We start from the raw sequence: 17,550 nt of genomic DNA on the forward strand, positions 1-17,550 counted from the left end.
CCTAGTAAATTTTCTAGTCATATTTCTGAGAATAAAATGAGAAACCATTAGAATATTCTCACATTCTACACAGAATTGAATTTTCAGTCTATGATAAAGCTTGTAACAAGTAAGCCTATATTGCCAAATTCTTAAGCTTAATCACTTAAGAAACGGGGGATCCATTTGGGGTGAATTGAGCTAGATTATGAATATTCATAATTGCTAGTCTCATAGGGAACCTTCAACCGAACCCGTCAGCTAACCTCGTCGGCACATTTGGAAGGAGTCTTAAATTGTGAAGAAGTTTAGTTTAATGCTTACAGCACTTATCGTTCTTTTGACTTTCTCTGTGGGAAACGCTTCCGCAAATTCATCCATGCTTACGAGCATCGAAGATGTAAAAGGAACAAAATACAAATACGGTGGTAATACAACTAGCGGATTTGATTGTTCTGGTTTTGTAAGATACATATTCGATAAAATGGGTTATGAATTGCCAAGACGTTCTGCCGACCAAGCTTTAGAAGGTTCGAAAGTTGCTAAAGCAGATTTAGTTGCTGGAGATCTAGTATTTTTCGATACTAGCGGTTCTAACAACGGTGGCATTACTCACGTTGGTATTTATGTAGGTGATGGTAAATTCGCCCATGCCTCTTCTAGTAAGGGCGTAGTTATCGATTCATTGGATTCTTCCTACTACAAGCCACGTTATGTAACTGCTCGTCACATCTTATCTGATGCAGACTACGATACATATGTAAAGGCAAGTAAATAATAATTTTCGAAAAAAGCATTTCGAGAACACTTCATTTATGTGAAGTGCTCCTGAAATGCTTTTTTTTATATATTAGCTACACTATGCTAGCCTGTACAAATTTATACCATTGCTTACTTTAATCTATTTCTATAGCAGAAGGCGGTACGAAGATTGTTCTTCCTACCGCCTCATTGTACAACTAAGAGCTTTTCACTTGCTGAAAATCACGATTACGACCGACTATCATCATAGCGATCATACATATAAGCATTATAGCGACAATACAAGCGATAAGTGCCAATGTTGCTGACACCATATATTTATCCATCACCCATCCTGTTAATCTCGGGAATAGCGCACCGCCGATTCCGCCACAAGCTACTAACAGGCTTGTCGTCCGTTCTGTCATACCAGAAATACAAGAGTTTACATATACCAAGCCAATTCCAAACACACCTGAGAAGCTTAGACCACTTAAGGCGATCATAATAAGAATAGCCGTTGTTCCTTCAAATACCGCTATCCCAATAAATGCGATGACCGATCCGACCATCGAGATTATTAGATAACGAATATATCCATAGCGATCCGCTAAAATACCACAGAACATTCGACCAATAACCATAAAGCCCCAGAATAAGCTCAGCATTCCTGCTGCACTAGATTCTGATAATGTAGTACGTTCAATTAATATTGAGGGTAAGTAATTAGAGAAACTCATTTCTGTCCCTACATATAAAAAGAAAAATGCCATGGATATAATAAGAAACGGAAGCGCCCTTGATGTATACTTCAATCGAACACCCGCTTCTTGACGCTGCGCTTTCGTTGGCCGTGATAGCTGATCATCGATATCTTTTCCGAAGGATAAGCATAGCCATAGTAATAATGTAATGCCGCTAATTGCCGTTAAAATGGGGAATGACCATTCCCAAATATGATTACGAATTAAGAAGGCTGCAGCTAACGGAATAATTAATGCTCCGATCCCAAAAAAAGTTTCGAGCTTGCTCATTGCAGATGCCTTCGCATCCTTATACATTTCAATAATAAGTGCACCTACAATAGATTCAATCATACCGAATCCAAAGCCGGCTGCTGGAGCAACGATTAGCATCCACTCCCACGGTAACAACATACTATATAATGCTTCGGCAACCGTTAATGCACCCATTGCTACAACAATTGTTATCCGTTTACCTAATCTAGCTGATAGCGTAGGACCAAGCAGGACACCAACGAGAAAACCGAGAAACTGATTCATAATCCACTGACCACCACTAGCATACGAAACATTATAATGCGTCACTAGCTGCTCAAGAATAGATCCACCAATAATATGTGCAATTCCAATAACAAGATATGATAAACACGCTAGCCATAAAATTTTTCTCACAAGTATGACAAACTCCTTTTCAATATAAATACTATTAATTCGTGATCAAAGTCCGCTTTTCGAACTACCTCTACTAGATTAAGCGAATGATTTGTGACACCTTGTCACCTTGCCCCACCTCAATAATATGATGTTCCGCTTTATAACTTATTGTTCCAGAACCTACTTCAATGACAGATTCTTCTCCTAACCCATAAAAAACATCATCGGCAAGCGCTTCTAACACCTCGTGTTTTTCCTCCGTTGATAGAACTTCCCATTCTGCAGCTTCCATCTCAAAGAAGCGGAAACCGTCTTCGATTTGACCTATTGCTTCTGTTAAGTCTTGTAAAATGTCATTATATTCTCTTGCATGACGTATACCCATAATAATATTGCCTCCTTGTCATTCCTCACAATATTGAATTACTCACTACTTAATGGTCATCATTGATTCAATAACCCTACCATTCTTTTACCAAACAGCGCTTCCTATACCGACATATTATCACATATTGCACTCAGCATGTCTGCACTTTACCGACATTTTGAACGCCATAAGTCTACTTATCATTCTATTTTCAATACGGAAAACCTATGTTACATAACTACCAGCTAGATATAAAGCATCTTGTGCGCTACCGCATAATACTGTTACTATATAAAATATAACAAATTACGTAACATTTACGACAAATTTATAGTTATTTCTACCCTCCTAATAAATAACTATAACTTCACAATACCCTTTTGACGATAATAGTAGAAGTAGTAATATGACGAATACGGATTAATAGAGGTGTAATATGAAAAATTCAACAGTGATTGGTTTAATTTTAGGTTTTGTAGCACTATTAGTAGGTATGGCATTAAAGGGCGCAAGTCTAAGTGCTTTTCTCAATCCAGCAGCTTTTATGATTATTATTGTCGGTACGGTAGGAGCAGTAACCATCGCTTTCCCTTTAAGCGAACTTAAAAAAGTAGGTAAATTATTCAAAATATTATTCAAAGAGAACCCTCTTCCTGAGCGCGAACAGCTTATTAAGCAATTCGTTGAGTGGGCAGGAATTACGCGTCGTGAAGGTCTTCTTGCTCTAGAAACTAGAGTTGATGATATTGAGGATGCCTTTTTGAAAAATGGTATGCGTATGATTATTGATGGGAATGATCAAGATCTTGTACGTGATGTATTACTTGAAGATATTTCTGCTACAGAAGATCGTCATAAGGGTGGCGCATTGATCTTCACTCAAGCAGGTACTTATGCCCCTACGTTAGGGGTACTTGGCGCCGTAGTCGGCCTAATTGCTGCCTTATCAGACATGAGCGATATGGATAAGCTTGCAAGTGCGATCTCAGCTGCGTTCATGGCAACATTACTAGGTATATTTACAGGTTATGTACTTTGGCATCCAATGGCTAACAAATTGAAACGCCTGTCTAAGCAAGAAATTCAAATTCGACTAATGATGCTTGAAGGATTGTTATCCATCCAATCTGGCGTCTCAACGATTGCTATTGAGCAAAAGCTTTCTGTTTACTTGACACCTACAGAGCGTAAATTAATGAAACAGAAGGAGGAAGGTGACGTTGAGTAGAAAGCGTAGGCATGAAGAGCACGAAGAACATATCGATGAATCATGGCTTGTTCCTTATGCAGACATTATGACCTTGCTACTTGCCTTATTCATCGTTCTCTATTCTATGAATACCGTTGATACCAAAAAATTCGATGAGCTATCTAAAGCATTCAGCGTTGCATTCAGCAGTGGTCAAGGCGTACTAGATATGCCTTCTATTATCGAAAAAGGTTCTGATGTTGAACAGATAGATGGCGGATCAAAAGATGAAGATGATCAAAATGCCGCCGCTGAACAAGAAGAAACGCTAACAGATGAAGAAATTCAGGATATACTAGACAAAAGTCAGAAAGAACTAAGTGAGCTGAAGGAAGAACTAGATGAGTACATCGCTTCTAACGGTCTAACGACTAGCCTAGAAACATCATTGAATATGTCACAATTATTAATTACGATTCGCGATAATGCGTTATTCGATTCCGGTGAGGCTATCGTTAATACCGATGGTAAAGAGCTAGCTATTACTATCGCTAATATGTTAGATGAATATCCGGACTTTAACATTATTGTTGCAGGTCATACCGATACAACGCCGATCCGCAATAGCAAATTCCAGTCCAACTGGGATCTAAGCGTTATGCGTGCCGTTCGTTTCATGGATATTATGCTATCCAACGATAATCTTGATCCTGTACGCTTCAGTCCAGTCGGCTATGGTGAATATCGCCCTGTGGTAGACAATGATTCCGCTGAGAACAAAGCGAAAAATCGTCGTGTTGAACTTTCTATCGTTCATAACTTCATTGATACTAATAAAGCGCAAAGTATTGCAGTAAAATCACAACAATAATTACGAAAAGGCGTATACACCGTGTAATCGGTATATACGCCTTTTTTTAGTTTGACGGTTGATAATGAATGTCTCTGAATAAAACATCCTTCTCTTCTTCTGTTAATTCTCTCCACTCACCTTTAGGCAATTCTGCAAGATGGATATTCATAATACGGATTCGCTTCAACCCTCGAACTTTATAGCCAAATGCATCGCACATCCGTCTTATTTGACGATTGCGACCTTCTGTCAAAACAATTCTGAACGTATGATCACCTATACGCGTTAGTTTGCAAGGGAGCGTCATACTTCCTAATATATGCACTCCTTCACTCATGCCCTTCAAGAAACTAGCAGTAACAGGCTTATCTACCGTTACAATATATTCTTTCTCATGCTTTCCTTCTGAGCGCAAAATAGGATTAACAACATCACCATCATTCGTCAAAAGAATAAGTCCTTCCGAGTCCTTGTCTAATCTACCAATTGGAAAAATACGCTCCTGATGATTTACAAACTCAACGATATTGCCTTGTATATGAAGCTCAGTCGTACATGTAATCCCAGTAGGCTTGTAGAGCGCGATATAGACATGTTGTCTCTGCTCGCCTATTCTACTTCCACTTACACAGACAATGTCACTAAGATCGACCTGACTGCCTAACTCAGCCTTCACTCCATTAATAGTTACTTCACCAGCTTCTACTAGCTTATCTGCTTCTCGCCTTGAACAATAACCTGTCTCACTAATAAATTTGTTAATTCTCAATGATGTCACCTCGTTCATTCACTTGTTTAGCTTTTTCTTAGACCATACTTCAATTTCATCTGATGATACTATGATCAATGACTCTTTGCAAAGTTTTGCTAACTTAAACATACCGATAGCAATATCCTTTGCTTGAATAGGCTTATACTTTTTCATCTTACCCTTAAATATGAACGATAGCCACGTCGATAGCTTTACTGCTAGAGCTTCTCCGAATCTCACTTCATTACGCTCACCCAAAATCAGTGATGGCCTTACAATGATCAGCTGTTCTAATTGTAATTGCTGCAATTGTTGCTCCGTTTTTCCTTTTACCCGATTATAAAATATTTTAGATTGCTCATCTGAGCTCATAGCAGTTATGACAATAAATTTGTTGCTATGAGATTGCTTTGCAATCTTTGCTGTCTCGATCACATAATGATTATCTACCTTTTCAAATTGCTCTTTTGAACCAGCTTTCTTAATCGTCGTGCCTAACGCACAAAATACATCTGCGTCCTCAAACCACTGCCGGGGACACTCATGCAATTGATCAAATTGAATAAGTTGTTGTTCTAAACGAGGATGAACAATGCTTAGTCTGCGGCGAGCTATAACTGTAACTTTTTCATACCTTTTAGTATTTAGTAGCACCCGAACTAATTCTCGTCCTACTAGACCGGTTGCTCCTACGATAACCGCCTTCAATGTCATGTTCACTTCCTTCTTAATAGATGATCGAGTTTATAAGCTACTCGCATCCGCTAGTTCTACATCCTGATAGGCAGGTAACAATATTTTCACCGTTGTACCAACGTTCAATTGACTCGTTAGCTCTAATTGCCCTTGATGCGTCGTAATAATCTTCTGACTGACCATCATACCGAGTCCTGTACCATTTTCCTTCCCCGTGAAAAAAGGATCTCCAATGCGCTTTAATGTTTCCGCTTCCATACCAATGCCTTCATCGGTAATATGCACACTAATGGCTTGATCATTACGTAGTACGGCAATATGCACATGTCCACCATTTGGCATTGCTTCTATACCATTCTTCAACACATTTATAAATACCTGCTTTAATTGATTTTCTTCACAAGTAATTCGACAACCATCCCGAGTATAGGTCTCCTTTAAGGTGACACCGTGCAGTAATGCTTCGCTTCCCATTAGAGAAGTCACCTCTGCGACTATATCTCTAATATCTCTCACTTTGAACTTAACCGCCTGTGGCTTTGCTAATATTAGAAATTCTCCGACTATAAGATTAATTCGATCTAACTCTGATAACATAACATGGATATGATCTACATTAAGCTTTTTACTTTGCTCCTGTAATTGTAGAAAACCTCTTAAAGTTGTTAATGGATTACGTATTTCATGCGCTACGCCTGCAGCCAGCTGTCCAACCATATTAAGCTTCTCCGAGCGACGCATAAGCTCTTCCATCTGATTACGATGGCGCATATCTCTGCATACACTCGCAAAGCCTGTCATCGTATTAGAGGAGTCGCGAATCGGCGTTATTGTAATGCTGACAGGGATAAGCTCGCCATCTTTTGTACTTCGCAACGTTTCAATAGAGGAAATGATTTCACCCTTATGTATTTTCGAAAAAATATTTTCTTTTTCTTGAATAAGATGTTCAGGGACTGTAATATAACGTTGCCCGATGGTCTCTTCCTCTGTATAGCCAAACAACTGCACGAATGATTGGTTCGCCTGATTAATCGTTCCATCAAGATCCATACTATAGATCGCATCAGTAGAATGATTAAGAAATGATTCCATATACAGTCTCATTCTACGATTCTCATCAAAAGCAGTTCTCAATTTATTCATATAGATGCTTAGATTTTGACTCATCGCATTAATTTTAAATGCTAATAGTCCAAACTCATCTTTCGTAGTAATCGATATTGGTCGATGAAAGCGGACGGAACTGACTTCATTAACCTTCCACAATATATCTTTCAGTGGTTGTAGCATTCGCCCAATAAACCAATAGCTAACAATACTAGAAAAGAACACTAAATATATTAATATTCCATAAAAAAATGAATTATCATTGCCATATATATCGTTATAAATATCTTTATTATACAGTGTAATTATTCTAAATTCACTTGCCGTATCGTTGCGATAGTCACTTATATAATAATTTCCTGACTGCTCAGACAAGTTTGAAAACTGATATAAATAGTTGGAATTGTGTTGTACATTAGATATAATAATGTCGGCATTGGCATACTGATTAGCCGAATATACAATTTCTTCATTCGTTGTATTGTAATACACAATATCTAATAGGTACGGTTTACCTATACTGAGCAATTGAAACATGTCATGAAGATCTTGCTGGGCCGTTGGCGATTCAAGTTCTAGCCCTTCATAAATTTGCTCTGATAAAGTAAAGCTGAAACGATCGAGCAAATCATAATTTTTGGATTGCTCATTATAGCCCCACACATAATGAAAAATTGCAATTACAATAGCTAACATTACTGCTATAGTAATACTTAACTTATACTTGATCGACACCCATTTCACATCCTTATATCATATACTTATCCACACTTTATTAACATAGTCCACAATTCCGTTATACTTAAGTGGATTATTTGTGAATAAATATGTGGATATAATAAAATTATCAACAAGGTTATGCACAGTCTGTTAACAAAAGAATGTTTGTTCGATGTATAAATCCATTTTTCTGTAGATAAAGGAGATCGCTATGTATATTCATGAAGATGAACGTTGGATGCAAGAAGCTATTGCTGAAGCTCAGAAGGCGCAGCAGCTAGGCGAAGTCCCTATAGGTGCTGTCATCGTGGAAGATGGTGTCATTATCGGGAGAGGCCATAATCTAAGGGAGACATTACATGACCCTACCGCTCATGCAGAAATAATAGCAATTAAACAGGCTAGTCAGTATCTCAACGCTTGGAGACTACTCAATTGTACGCTCTATGTAACGTTGGAACCTTGTCCAATGTGCGCAGGAGCTATTGTTCAATCTCGTGTTACAAGAGTCGTCTATGGTACAAGCGACCATAAAGCTGGCTGTGCGGGGACGTTGATGAACTTACTACAAGAGCCCCGTTTCAACCACGAAACGGAGCTCACTAGCGGCGTTCTTCAAACAGAGTGCGCTACATTGTTAAAAACATTTTTCAAGCAATTAAGATTACGACGTAAAGCCGAACCTCTATAATTGGCTCACATTATTGTTCAGTTGTTTATATGTTGCTAGTGGACGTACTCTTGATTACGTTTCATATATTGTAATGCGACGATGAGCTGATCAGCTTCTTCACTAATTGCTATAACATCTGGATCAGTAAAACTCCCCTTTGCTTCAGCAACTTCATATAACTTGTGCCGAAGCGACTGTAACTGTATCATTAATTGGTTTTTGTCCATGGTTCGCTTCGTCACACTCCTTATTTTTCATTTCATAGCTTGTACGCCTATTATAACGATATTCCCAGACTTTGTTTGTTATAAAATGTCGATATACTATTCCAAAATAAATTTATTTAACGACAATAGTTGTGATAATATCTCAAATTATATCTCTTTATTCCCAATAAATACAATCCTTAATAAGTCCTATATTGGTTTCCAGTTCCTGTATCCGAATAACAGGGATATTTCTTCAAATAAAGTCGCAAATTCGTCGCAAGTAGTGCGACTTTTTCAGCTTCTATTACATTAAATCTTCTAATTTCGACTACATACTAATAAAAATCACAATTTTCTACATTTTTCGCTATATTCTAAATAACATTCCTTGATTATAATAATGATTAGGCTAGTTATGAAAGCTATACAATCGCATATAGTTTTTAGTAGGTGCTTCCGATGCTACTTTTCATCACATGAGGAATATCGGGAAGCTATGAAAAGTTGTGGGAGGTGAGAAAATGAATATAAAAGATGAACGTATGTGGGGTATGTTAACTCATATTGCAACGTTTTCAGGATTTATAATACCATTCGGAACTATTCTTGGTCCATTAATTATCTGGCTAATCAAAAAGGATCAATCCTATTTCGTGGATCAACAAGGCAAAGAAGCAGTTAACTTTAATATTAGCATGGGGATCTACTTTATTGGTTCCGCTATTCTAATGCTTATTTTTATTGGATTCCTTACTTCAATTGCTGTAGGTATTGTATGGATTGTTTGTTCTATTATCGCTACAACAAAAGCTAACAACGGCGAATTTTACCGTTACCCACTAACTATTCGTTTTATCAAATAACACCCTACATACATTTCTCGTACAACACGCTCAAGCAAGTCGCTTGAGCGTGTTGTATTGTTATATGCGTATATTAATTGCCACTAGCTTGTATCAACCCTATCGAAGCGTATAGACGCCTAATTAACTTATCGTAGTAGTTCACCGTTGCCTACCATACAGGCATATAGACTTCACCAATAATGCAACCGCCATAGTAGGGTGTATCATACTATGGCGGTTGCATTATCCGTAAAATAAAAAAACGCCCAAGCTTTGCGCTTGAGCGTGTTGTGTACATAATGGAGGAGAGGAAGGGATTCGAACCCTTGTGAGCTTGCGCTCTAACGGTTTTCAAGACCGCCCCGTTATGACCACTTCGGTACCTCTCCAAAAAGCATTTAATTTGCTGACAAGACATATTGTATCACAGGTAGTAAGGGGGTTGCAACCCCCTTTTTAATTTTTTTTAATTTATTTCAAAGAAATTTTTTCTGCGCCACCCATATAAGGACGAAGCACTGCTGGAATGACGATAGAACCGTCCTCCTGCTGGTAATTTTCAAGTATTGCAGCTACTGTACGACCGATTGCAAGACCTGACCCATTCAATGTATGGACAAACTCTGCTTTGCTCTTCGGCTCTGGACGATACTTAATGCTAGCACGACGTGCTTGGAAATCTTCAAAGTTAGAACAAGAAGAGATTTCACGGTACGTATTCGCACTCGGAATCCAAACCTCGATATCATAAGTCTTAGCCGAAGAAAAACCTATATCGCCTGTACATAGTGTAACAACTCTATACGGCAAATCTAATAGCTGTAGAACCTTCTCAGCGTCTTGTAGCAAGCTTTCTAGCTCTGCATAAGAATCTTCTGGCTTAACAAGTTTTACTAGCTCGATTTTATTGAATTGATGCTGACGAATTAAACCACGTGTATCACGACCCGCTGATCCTGCTTCAGAACGGAAACAAGCACTGAATGCAACGAACTTAACTGGCAATGTTTGTACATCTAATATTTCTTCGCGATAAATATTGGTAACTGGTACTTCTGCTGTTGGAATAAGGTAATAATCTGTATCAGCAATTTTGAACAGATCCTCTTCGAACTTCGGAAGTTGACTTGTACCGATCAAGCTATCGCGATTAACGATGTAAGGAGGCAGAATCTCTTCATAGCCGTGCTGATCGCTGTGAAGGTCCATCATAAAGCTCATTAACGCACGCTCTAGACGAGCTCCTAAACCGCGGTAAAACACAAAACGAGAACCTGTTACTTTCGCTGCACGCTCAAAATCAAGAATAGCTAAGTCAGTTGCAAGATCATAATGTGCTTTCGGCTCATAAGGGAATGATTTAGGTTCACCTATACGACGAATTTCAATATTGTCATCTTCTGACGCTCCGATAGGTACAGATGCATTAGGCATATTTGGAATAGCCAATAAGAGATCATTAACTTGTGCATCAATAATTCGAAGCTCATCATCAAGTTCTCTGATACGGTCGCCCACTTCACGCATTTCTACGATTAAGCTTTGCGCATCTCCGCCATTTTTTTTAATTTGAGCAACTTCTTGTGATACAGTATTACGTCTGTTTTTCAAAGTTTCGGTATCTTTGATCAATTCACGACGTTTTTGATCAAGCGCTGGAAATTGTACGATTAAATCAGTTGAAGCGTTACGATTCAGCAATGCTTGTTCAACTTTTGCATAATCTGTACGAAGTAATTTAACATCAAGCACGAGCGGTAAGCTCCTCTCTTTTAAAGAACCATAGCGTTAGCTATGGTTCAAATATAATTTATACATCAATAGATTGAGCTTCTTTCACCATTTCAACAAAGTAAGCGTGCAGGCGATAATCTTCCGTCAACTCTGGGTGGAAGGAACAAGCAAGAAGATTACCTTCTCTAGCTGTAACAATCTCCCCATTGTATAGCGATAATACTTCAACCTCCGCCCCTACTTGTGTAATTAAAGGAGCTCTAATAAATACTGCCGTAATCGGCTCATCAATCCCTTTTACAGGCAATTGTGTTTCAAAGCTTTCTTGCTGTCTGCCAAAGGCATTACGAGCTACTGTCATATCCATCAGCTGAAGATGTGCATCTGCTTGTCCTTCAATACGATCTGCAAGCACGATTAACCCTGCACAAGTTCCGAATAACGGCTTGCCGTCGCTATGAAATTGACGTAATGCATCAATAAAACCATAATGACGCATTAGTTTCCCGATCGTTGTACTTTCACCACCTGGAATGACAATACCCTCTACTTCAGCAAGCTGTTCAACACGTTTAACCGCTACTGCCTGGGCACCTGCAGCCTCAAGACTGCGCATATGCTCAGCAACAGCACCTTGAAGTGCTAACACTCCAATTTTCATATCCAATTTCCTCCCCTGTTTCGGAAAGGCCGACCTAACCTATTACTAGGTCAAATCGGCTCTTAGGGCTTTTCTATATTAGATTCCACGATCTTGCATACGCTCTGATGCATGAAGCTTGGAAATTTCAATACCTTTCATCGGTGCTCCAAGGTTTTTGGAAACTTCAGCGATTAATTTATAATCTTGGTAATGAGTTGTAGCTTCAACGATTGCACGAGCGAATTTCTCAGGGTTTTCTGATGTGAAAATACCAGATCCTACAAATACGCCGTCAGCACCAAGCTCCATCATTAATGCAGCATCAGCTGGTGTAGCTACACCACCTGCAGCAAAGTTAACAACTGGAAGCTTACCACTTACATGTACACCTAGAAGTAATTCATAAGGTACACCTAGAACTTTTGCTTCATTATATAGCTCGTCCTTAGATAGAGCTTGTATTTTACGGATTTGGCCGTTAATTAGACGAAGATGACGTACCGCTTCAACAATGTTTCCTGTTCCTGGTTCACCTTTGGTACGTAACATTGCCGCACCCTCTTGAATACGACGAAGTGCTTCGCCAAGATCTTTAGCTCCGCATACGAATGGAACAGTGTATTCATGTTTGCTAATATGGAAAACTTCATCTGCTGGTGTAAGAACTTCACTTTCATCGATGTAGTCAACACCCATAGATTCTAGAATTCTTGCTTCAACAATATGACCGATACGAGCTTTTGCCATTACTGGAATAGATACGACTTTCATAACCTGTTCAACGATTGTCGGGTCAGCCATACGAGCAACGCCGCCTGCAGCACGAATCTCAGAAGGAACGCGTTCTAATGCCATAACCGCTGTTGCACCTGCTGCTTCAGCAATTTTAGCTTGTTCAGCGTTCATAACGTCCATAATGACGCCACCTTTTTGCATTTCTGCCATACCACTTTTCACTCGAAAAGTACCTGTTTCCATAGTAAATACTCCTCCTATATTCATTCATCTGAATTATAATAACCGTTATTACTCTAAGCTTTGATTGTACAGTAATGCAAGCACTTAAGGCAAGTACTTATTTCCCTGTAATTAACTCGGATTAAAAGATGTTCATAATACTATCGAATAGATCCGAGAAGAAATTGCCTATTCCACGGAAAAATAATTTGAACCAAGATGCTTTTTCTGCTTCTGCCGAAGTAAGCAGATCTACACTATATTGTAGTTCTTTACCAGCTGGATCGATAAATTTGTAATTTAATGTACCTACTTTAGTACCAGCAGCAATCGGTGCAACAAGCTGATCTTCCGTCATAATGTCGGCATTGACTAGTTCAACCGTCGCTTCTGTACCTTTATTCGTTAGAACTGTAATATCAGATGCAGTCACAACTGGAATAGTTTTTTCCACACCTTTTTTTATTTTAACCTTTTCGTAGCCTTCTACTACACTTTTCGGCGCAATAACTGTTTTCTTTTCGAAAGTAGCAAATGCATGGTTATACAATGAAGCAGTTTCTTGGAAACGAGCATCTTTGGAGCGAGTATCCATTACAACACTAATATAACGAACTCCCTCACGTTGTACTGTGCCTGCAAAGTTATAACCAGCTGCACTGATAAACCCTGTTTTCAGCCCATCAACGCCTTCATAAGCCAAATGCTTCAGACCTGATTTATTCGTATTAACGCCAAGCATATAGTTAAAGTTAATAATAGGATCAGCATCGCGTTCACGGAATTTATATTCCTGCATACCTGAATATTTCAAGAAATCAGGACTTTCTGTCAAAACTGTACGGGCTAATGAAACAATATCGCGCGCTGACATTATTGTTGTATCCTCAAGACCCGTCACACTTGTAAATACTGCAGATGTAAGTCCAAGTTGATCAGCAGTTTCATTCATTCGGTCAATAAAACTTTGAATGCTGCCTTCAACTGCAATTGCTAAAGCTTTTGTAGCATCATTAGCTGAGCCTACTGCCATTGCAATATATAACTCTTCAACAGTATGTTGATCGCCAGTAGCCAAATAAATTTGTGATTCTGAAGGATGAGTATCTGCCGCCTCAGGTGTTACAGTGATGATCTGGTCCCAGTTCAATCGACCATTCTCGATTTCTTTCATTACGATATATTCTGTCATAAGTTTAGTCATGCTTGCAATCGGTAATGCCTCGTCGGGATTAACTTCATACATCACTTGCCCGGTTTCAAATTCAATTAACATTGCAGATTTCACTTGTAAACCTAGTGAATTATCTGTACTTGGTCGATCATTATAACCGACAGCCCCTACTTGTTGTCCACCAACTGTAAGCGACGAAATACAAAGTAAAGTACAAAGTATTATAATCGATAGTAATCGAATTTTCCCCATTTTCTTTAACACCTAAATTCCCCTCTTCTCATTGATTTATCCTCAATTATTGTATCATAATTTCACTACTGAGTTAAACTTTTTGCGGAATAGAGTCGAATTAACAATGAACATAAAAAACCAGAGACTATATATCTTAGTTGATAAGTAGTCTCTGGTTTATATTTCACACTTATATTATAAGAAATAGTTCAAAAAGCAAGCTTGTTGAACATCTAATATTATAGTGAATAGTTTGGAGCTTCTTTTGTAATTTGCACATCATGTGGATGGCTTTCGCGTAAGCCAGCACCAGTAATGCGAATAAATTGTGTATCGTCACGAAGCTCGTCCAATGTAGATGTACCACAATATCCCATACCAGAACGTAATCCACCAAGTAATTGATGAACAGTATCTGCTAGAGGTCCTTTGAAAGCTACACGGCCTTCAATACCTTCAGGAACAAGTTTGTTTTCGTTCTCTTGGAAATAGCGATCTTTCGACCCTTCCTTCATTGCTCCAAGTGACCCCATACCGCGATACACTTTATAGCTACGACCTTGGAAGATTTCAGTTTCGCCTGGGCTTTCAGCAGTTCCTGCGAACAAGCTACCGATCATAATACAATTTGCACCAGCAGCAATTGCTTTCGTAATATCTCCAGAATATTTGATACCACCATCAGCGATAATTGGTACGCCATATTCACGAGCAACAGCAGCACAATCGTAAATTGCCGTAATTTGTGGAACTCCGATACCTGCAATAATACGTGTTGTACAGATCGAACCCGGACCAATACCTACTTTAATTACAGATGCACCAGCTTCGATTAGGTCACGAGTTGCTTCACCTGTAGCAACGTTACCAGCGATAATGGTTAGCTTAGGATAATCTGCTCTAAGTTGTCTTACAGCATTAGCGATATTAATATGATGTCCATGAGCAGAGTCAACGACAAGCACATCAACACCAGCGGCAACAAGTGCTGCAGCACGTTCTTCTGTATCTTTAGAAATACCAATTGCCGCTCCACATAGTAGACGACCTTGGATATCTTTGGCAGCGTTAGGGAATTGAATAGCCTTCTCAATATCTTTAATTGTAATAAGGCCCTTCAACATGTTATTTTCATCAACAAGTGGAAGCTTCTCGATTTTATGTTTTTGAAGAATTCCTTCCGCATCTTGCAGAGTAGTTCCAACAGGCGCGGTAACTAATTCTTCATGTGTCATAACTTCTTTAATTTTAATAGAGAAATCATGTACAAAACGCAGATCGCGATTTGTTAAGATACCAACAAGTTTTTTGTTTTCATCAACGATAGGTACACCAGAAATACGATATTTGCCCATCAACTCTTCGGCATCATATACGTGATGATCAGGTGTTAATGAGAATGGATTTGTAATAACTCCACTTTCCGAACGTTTAACACGATCAACCTCTTCAGCTTGTTGAGCGATTGTCATGTTTTTATGAATAATACCGATTCCACCCTCACGAGCGATTGCAATCGCCAAAGCAGACTCCGTTACGGTATCCATTCCCGCACTAATCAAAGGAATATTAAGTTTCACAGTATCGCTCAGACGAACCGATACATTAACAGCTCTTGGTAGTATTTCAGATTTGCGCGGAACAAGCAATACGTCGTCAAACGTTAGCCCTTCTTTAGCGAATTTATTTTCCCACACGAGTATGTTCCTCCCTTATTTTTTATGTCTCTCTCATGTATATTATTGCAATGATATCACTTGATATAAGGGGTGTCAATGTAATACAAATGGTCTAAAACTCATCAAATGATTCATTTTGAATTGACGAAATCATCAATCTATTAGAAAAAATCAGATAAATAAGAAATTTGTTCGGATATACGATTTTGTAAGCGATTGATAGCTTCCTCATTACCCGTTACACGCCCGAATTTCCGAAGGACTTCCAACTTTTGATAATTCAATAAAGTGGACGTTAATGCTCCGATATCCATATTCATATCAGATTCCTCACCGTTTATATCAACAATTCGTTCAATGTTCGCAACTCCATCTGCTGCAATCACAAGTTGGTAGAGGCCATCATTCCAATCCGCATGTGGATCTTCAATCTTAATGATCAATGTATCACTTTCAGCAGCATTAGTGAATGGATATTGACGGATAAATGGTTCAATATCAACAATTCGCGCCATGAAATATGGGACAATTTCCTGCTTAATACGAGGATTATCTAGGCGAGTTGTAAATGTATCATTACTTGGTGCAGTCCATTTAACAACATCTAACATAGAATCATGCTGAGCAATGAAATACCATAGCTCGTTCTCAGCCACGGCAGTTACAGCTGCTATTTCGTGAATGTTCATGACTCTGTTAGTAACATCATAAAGGATATACCCTTCCGCATTCCCCTCAGCTGAGCGATAAAGTGCGATATGTCCGGACTTACGACTTGCAATTCTTTCCGTCCACCAATCCAGATTACGCTGCAGCATACCATGATATATGGAAGCATAACGCTCATATACAGGAAGTAGCTCTTCATAATTGTGTACTCTACTTACTTTTCCTATACGTACGCGTTGACGTTCTTTTTTCAAAATCGAAGTAAGGTGCTCGGAAGCCATCTCATATTGTTTATATTCTATATACGTTTCCCAGCCATATTTACGATAAAAGGCAAAGGAGAAGGGGTGCAACATAGAAATAACTTCACCATTGGCGCGCATTTCTTGCAATAATTTTTCAATAATTATAGCAACATTGCCGTTTCTTCTCTGTTCAGGAGCAGTACATACTCCGGCCAAGCCACCCATTTTCATTGATTTTCCACCAATATATACGTTTAAATGTAATAAACTTGCTTGAGCGCACAGTTCATCTTCTAGAAATATACCATATCGATCCTCAGAGTCATGAATAAATCTCGTTCTGCGATCCTCAAACTGCTCAGTGGATAACGGATATTGAAAGGAATAGGATGATAAATGAGTACTTTTCTCAAAATCGTCAGCTGTCAATTTCCTTAAATTCGCATCAGACATACATATAACCCCCTCTATAATTAAATGTATTATACAAAGTTCGTAGTTAATAAGCAATTTTCACAGCACCTAGTAATCAGCAATCCTTTTATTGTCCCACTCCTATAACATAAGTTAGAAAACAACAAAAAAGCCTACTGCGTATGCAGTAGACTCATCCGTGCTTGGCGACGTCCTACTCTCCCAGGACCCTGCGGTCCAAGTACCATCGGCGCTGAAAGGCTTAACGGTC

At 38.8% G+C, this 17,550-nt stretch carries 17 protein-coding genes, 1 tRNA gene and 1 riboswitch; of the genes, 5 read left to right on the forward strand and 13 right to left on the reverse strand.

Features of this window, described 5'->3' with window-relative positions; all coding sequences use genetic code 11:
* The first annotated feature begins 124 nt into the window (after positions 1-124).
* A riboswitch (cyclic di-AMP (ydaO/yuaA leader) is annotated at positions 125-270 on the forward strand.
* 7 nt (positions 271-277) lie between these two features.
* Entirely contained in the window at positions 278-757 is a 480-nt protein-coding gene (locus tag AC1TO5_RS18460; protein ID WP_482064308.1) for a C40 family peptidase, read from the forward strand.
* Positions 758-938: 181 nt separating this feature from the next.
* On the opposite strand, the gene AC1TO5_RS18465 is transcribed toward AC1TO5_RS18460, so the two are convergent.
* Together AC1TO5_RS18465 and AC1TO5_RS18470 are read right to left on the reverse strand one after the other, a co-directional pair.
* Positions 939-2,135 carry an MFS transporter gene (locus AC1TO5_RS18465; RefSeq protein WP_482064309.1) on the reverse strand — a complete coding sequence of 399 codons (1,197 nt, stop codon included), beginning with the start codon at positions 2,133-2,135 and terminating at the stop codon, positions 939-941.
* Between the two features lie 73 nt (positions 2,136-2,208).
* The gene (locus AC1TO5_RS18470; protein ID WP_482064310.1) at positions 2,209-2,502 is read right to left on the reverse strand and encodes a hypothetical protein; all 294 of its coding nucleotides are present in this window, start codon (positions 2,500-2,502) and stop codon (positions 2,209-2,211) included.
* A gap of 418 nt (positions 2,503-2,920) precedes the next feature.
* Between AC1TO5_RS18470 and motA the strand changes: the two genes are divergently transcribed.
* Positions 2,921-3,712 carry a flagellar motor stator protein MotA gene (motA, locus tag AC1TO5_RS18475; protein ID WP_482064311.1) on the forward strand — a complete coding sequence of 264 codons (792 nt, stop codon included), beginning with the start codon at positions 2,921-2,923 and terminating at the stop codon, positions 3,710-3,712.
* Entirely contained in the window at positions 3,705-4,544 is an 840-nt protein-coding gene (locus AC1TO5_RS18480; protein ID WP_482064312.1) for a flagellar motor protein MotB, read from the forward strand. Before motA ends, AC1TO5_RS18480 begins: the two co-directional genes overlap by 8 nt.
* Before the next feature lie 46 nt (positions 4,545-4,590).
* Here AC1TO5_RS18480 and AC1TO5_RS18485 read toward each other — a convergent pair whose 3' ends face one another.
* Genes AC1TO5_RS18485 through AC1TO5_RS18495 form a run of 3 tightly spaced genes read right to left on the reverse strand, consistent with a single transcriptional unit; the run spans position 4,591 to position 7,818 of the window.
* The gene (locus tag AC1TO5_RS18485) at positions 4,591-5,295 is read right to left on the reverse strand and encodes a pseudouridine synthase (RefSeq protein WP_482064313.1); all 705 of its coding nucleotides are present in this window, start codon (positions 5,293-5,295) and stop codon (positions 4,591-4,593) included.
* 18 nt (positions 5,296-5,313) lie between these two features.
* On the reverse strand, positions 5,314-5,991 hold the full coding sequence (locus AC1TO5_RS18490) for an NAD(P)H-binding protein (protein ID WP_482064314.1): 678 nt from the start codon (positions 5,989-5,991) through the stop codon (positions 5,314-5,316).
* 30 nt (positions 5,992-6,021) lie between these two features.
* Positions 6,022-7,818, reverse strand: a complete 1,797-nt coding sequence (locus AC1TO5_RS18495) for an ATP-binding protein (RefSeq protein ID WP_482064315.1) — start codon at positions 7,816-7,818, stop codon at positions 6,022-6,024.
* A gap of 196 nt (positions 7,819-8,014) precedes the next feature.
* On the opposite strand from AC1TO5_RS18495, the gene tadA reads away from it, so the two are divergent.
* On the forward strand, positions 8,015-8,494 hold the full coding sequence (gene tadA, locus AC1TO5_RS18500; protein WP_482064316.1) for a tRNA adenosine(34) deaminase TadA: 480 nt from the start codon (positions 8,015-8,017) through the stop codon (positions 8,492-8,494).
* Positions 8,495-8,529: 35 nt separating this feature from the next.
* Here tadA and AC1TO5_RS18505 read toward each other — a convergent pair whose 3' ends face one another.
* Entirely contained in the window at positions 8,530-8,718 is a 189-nt protein-coding gene (locus tag AC1TO5_RS18505) for a Spo0E family sporulation regulatory protein-aspartic acid phosphatase (RefSeq protein WP_482064317.1), read from the reverse strand.
* A gap of 488 nt (positions 8,719-9,206) precedes the next feature.
* Between AC1TO5_RS18505 and AC1TO5_RS18510 the strand changes: the two genes are divergently transcribed.
* Positions 9,207-9,548 (forward strand): DUF4870 domain-containing protein, encoded by a 342-nt coding sequence (locus AC1TO5_RS18510; RefSeq protein WP_482064318.1) that lies wholly within the window; start codon positions 9,207-9,209, stop codon positions 9,546-9,548.
* Positions 9,549-9,830: 282 nt separating this feature from the next.
* Here the strand turns inward: AC1TO5_RS18510 and AC1TO5_RS18515 are convergent.
* The 7 genes from AC1TO5_RS18515 to AC1TO5_RS18545 form a co-directional block, all read right to left on the reverse strand.
* A tRNA-Ser gene (locus AC1TO5_RS18515) sits at positions 9,831-9,919 on the reverse strand.
* Positions 9,920-10,001: 82 nt separating this feature from the next.
* A complete protein-coding gene (serS, locus tag AC1TO5_RS18520) occupies positions 10,002-11,282 on the reverse strand; it encodes a serine--tRNA ligase (protein WP_482064319.1) in 1,281 nt (426 codons plus the stop codon).
* 58 nt (positions 11,283-11,340) lie between these two features.
* Entirely contained in the window at positions 11,341-11,925 is a 585-nt protein-coding gene (gene pdxT, locus AC1TO5_RS18525; RefSeq protein WP_482064320.1) for a pyridoxal 5'-phosphate synthase glutaminase subunit PdxT, read from the reverse strand.
* Positions 11,926-12,003: 78 nt separating this feature from the next.
* Complete coding sequence (gene pdxS / locus AC1TO5_RS18530; protein WP_482064321.1) at positions 12,004-12,885, reverse strand: pyridoxal 5'-phosphate synthase lyase subunit PdxS; 882 nt, start codon at positions 12,883-12,885, stop codon at positions 12,004-12,006.
* Positions 12,886-13,006: 121 nt separating this feature from the next.
* The gene (locus AC1TO5_RS18535) at positions 13,007-14,302 is read right to left on the reverse strand and encodes a D-alanyl-D-alanine carboxypeptidase family protein (protein WP_482064322.1); all 1,296 of its coding nucleotides are present in this window, start codon (positions 14,300-14,302) and stop codon (positions 13,007-13,009) included.
* A gap of 209 nt (positions 14,303-14,511) precedes the next feature.
* Positions 14,512-15,969 carry an IMP dehydrogenase gene (guaB, locus tag AC1TO5_RS18540; RefSeq protein WP_482064323.1) on the reverse strand — a complete coding sequence of 486 codons (1,458 nt, stop codon included), beginning with the start codon at positions 15,967-15,969 and terminating at the stop codon, positions 14,512-14,514.
* Between the two features lie 143 nt (positions 15,970-16,112).
* The gene (locus AC1TO5_RS18545) at positions 16,113-17,318 is read right to left on the reverse strand and encodes a GNAT family N-acetyltransferase (protein WP_482064324.1); all 1,206 of its coding nucleotides are present in this window, start codon (positions 17,316-17,318) and stop codon (positions 16,113-16,115) included.
* Positions 17,319-17,550: the final 232 nt, after the last annotated feature.

Source organism: Paenibacillus sp. Y930 (assembly GCF_056786375.1).

Excerpts from the sequence above, each read along its gene's own strand:
- AC1TO5_RS18470 (WP_482064310.1), bottom strand. The coding sequence starts at position 2,502 with ATGGGTATACGTCATGCAAGAGAATATAATGACATTTTACAAGACTTA.
- motA (WP_482064311.1), top strand. The coding sequence starts at position 2,921 with ATGAAAAATTCAACAGTGATTGGTTTAATTTTAGGTTTTGTAGCACTA.
- AC1TO5_RS18490 (WP_482064314.1), bottom strand. The coding sequence starts at position 5,991 with ATGACATTGAAGGCGGTTATCGTAGGAGCAACCGGTCTAGTAGGACGA.
- tadA (WP_482064316.1), top strand. The coding sequence starts at position 8,015 with ATGTATATTCATGAAGATGAACGTTGGATGCAAGAAGCTATTGCTGAA.
- AC1TO5_RS18510 (WP_482064318.1), top strand. The coding sequence starts at position 9,207 with ATGAATATAAAAGATGAACGTATGTGGGGTATGTTAACTCATATTGCA.
- pdxT (WP_482064320.1), bottom strand. The coding sequence starts at position 11,925 with ATGAAAATTGGAGTGTTAGCACTTCAAGGTGCTGTTGCTGAGCATATG.
- pdxS (WP_482064321.1), bottom strand. The coding sequence starts at position 12,885 with ATGGAAACAGGTACTTTTCGAGTGAAAAGTGGTATGGCAGAAATGCAA.
- AC1TO5_RS18545 (WP_482064324.1), bottom strand. The coding sequence starts at position 17,318 with ATGTCTGATGCGAATTTAAGGAAATTGACAGCTGACGATTTTGAGAAA.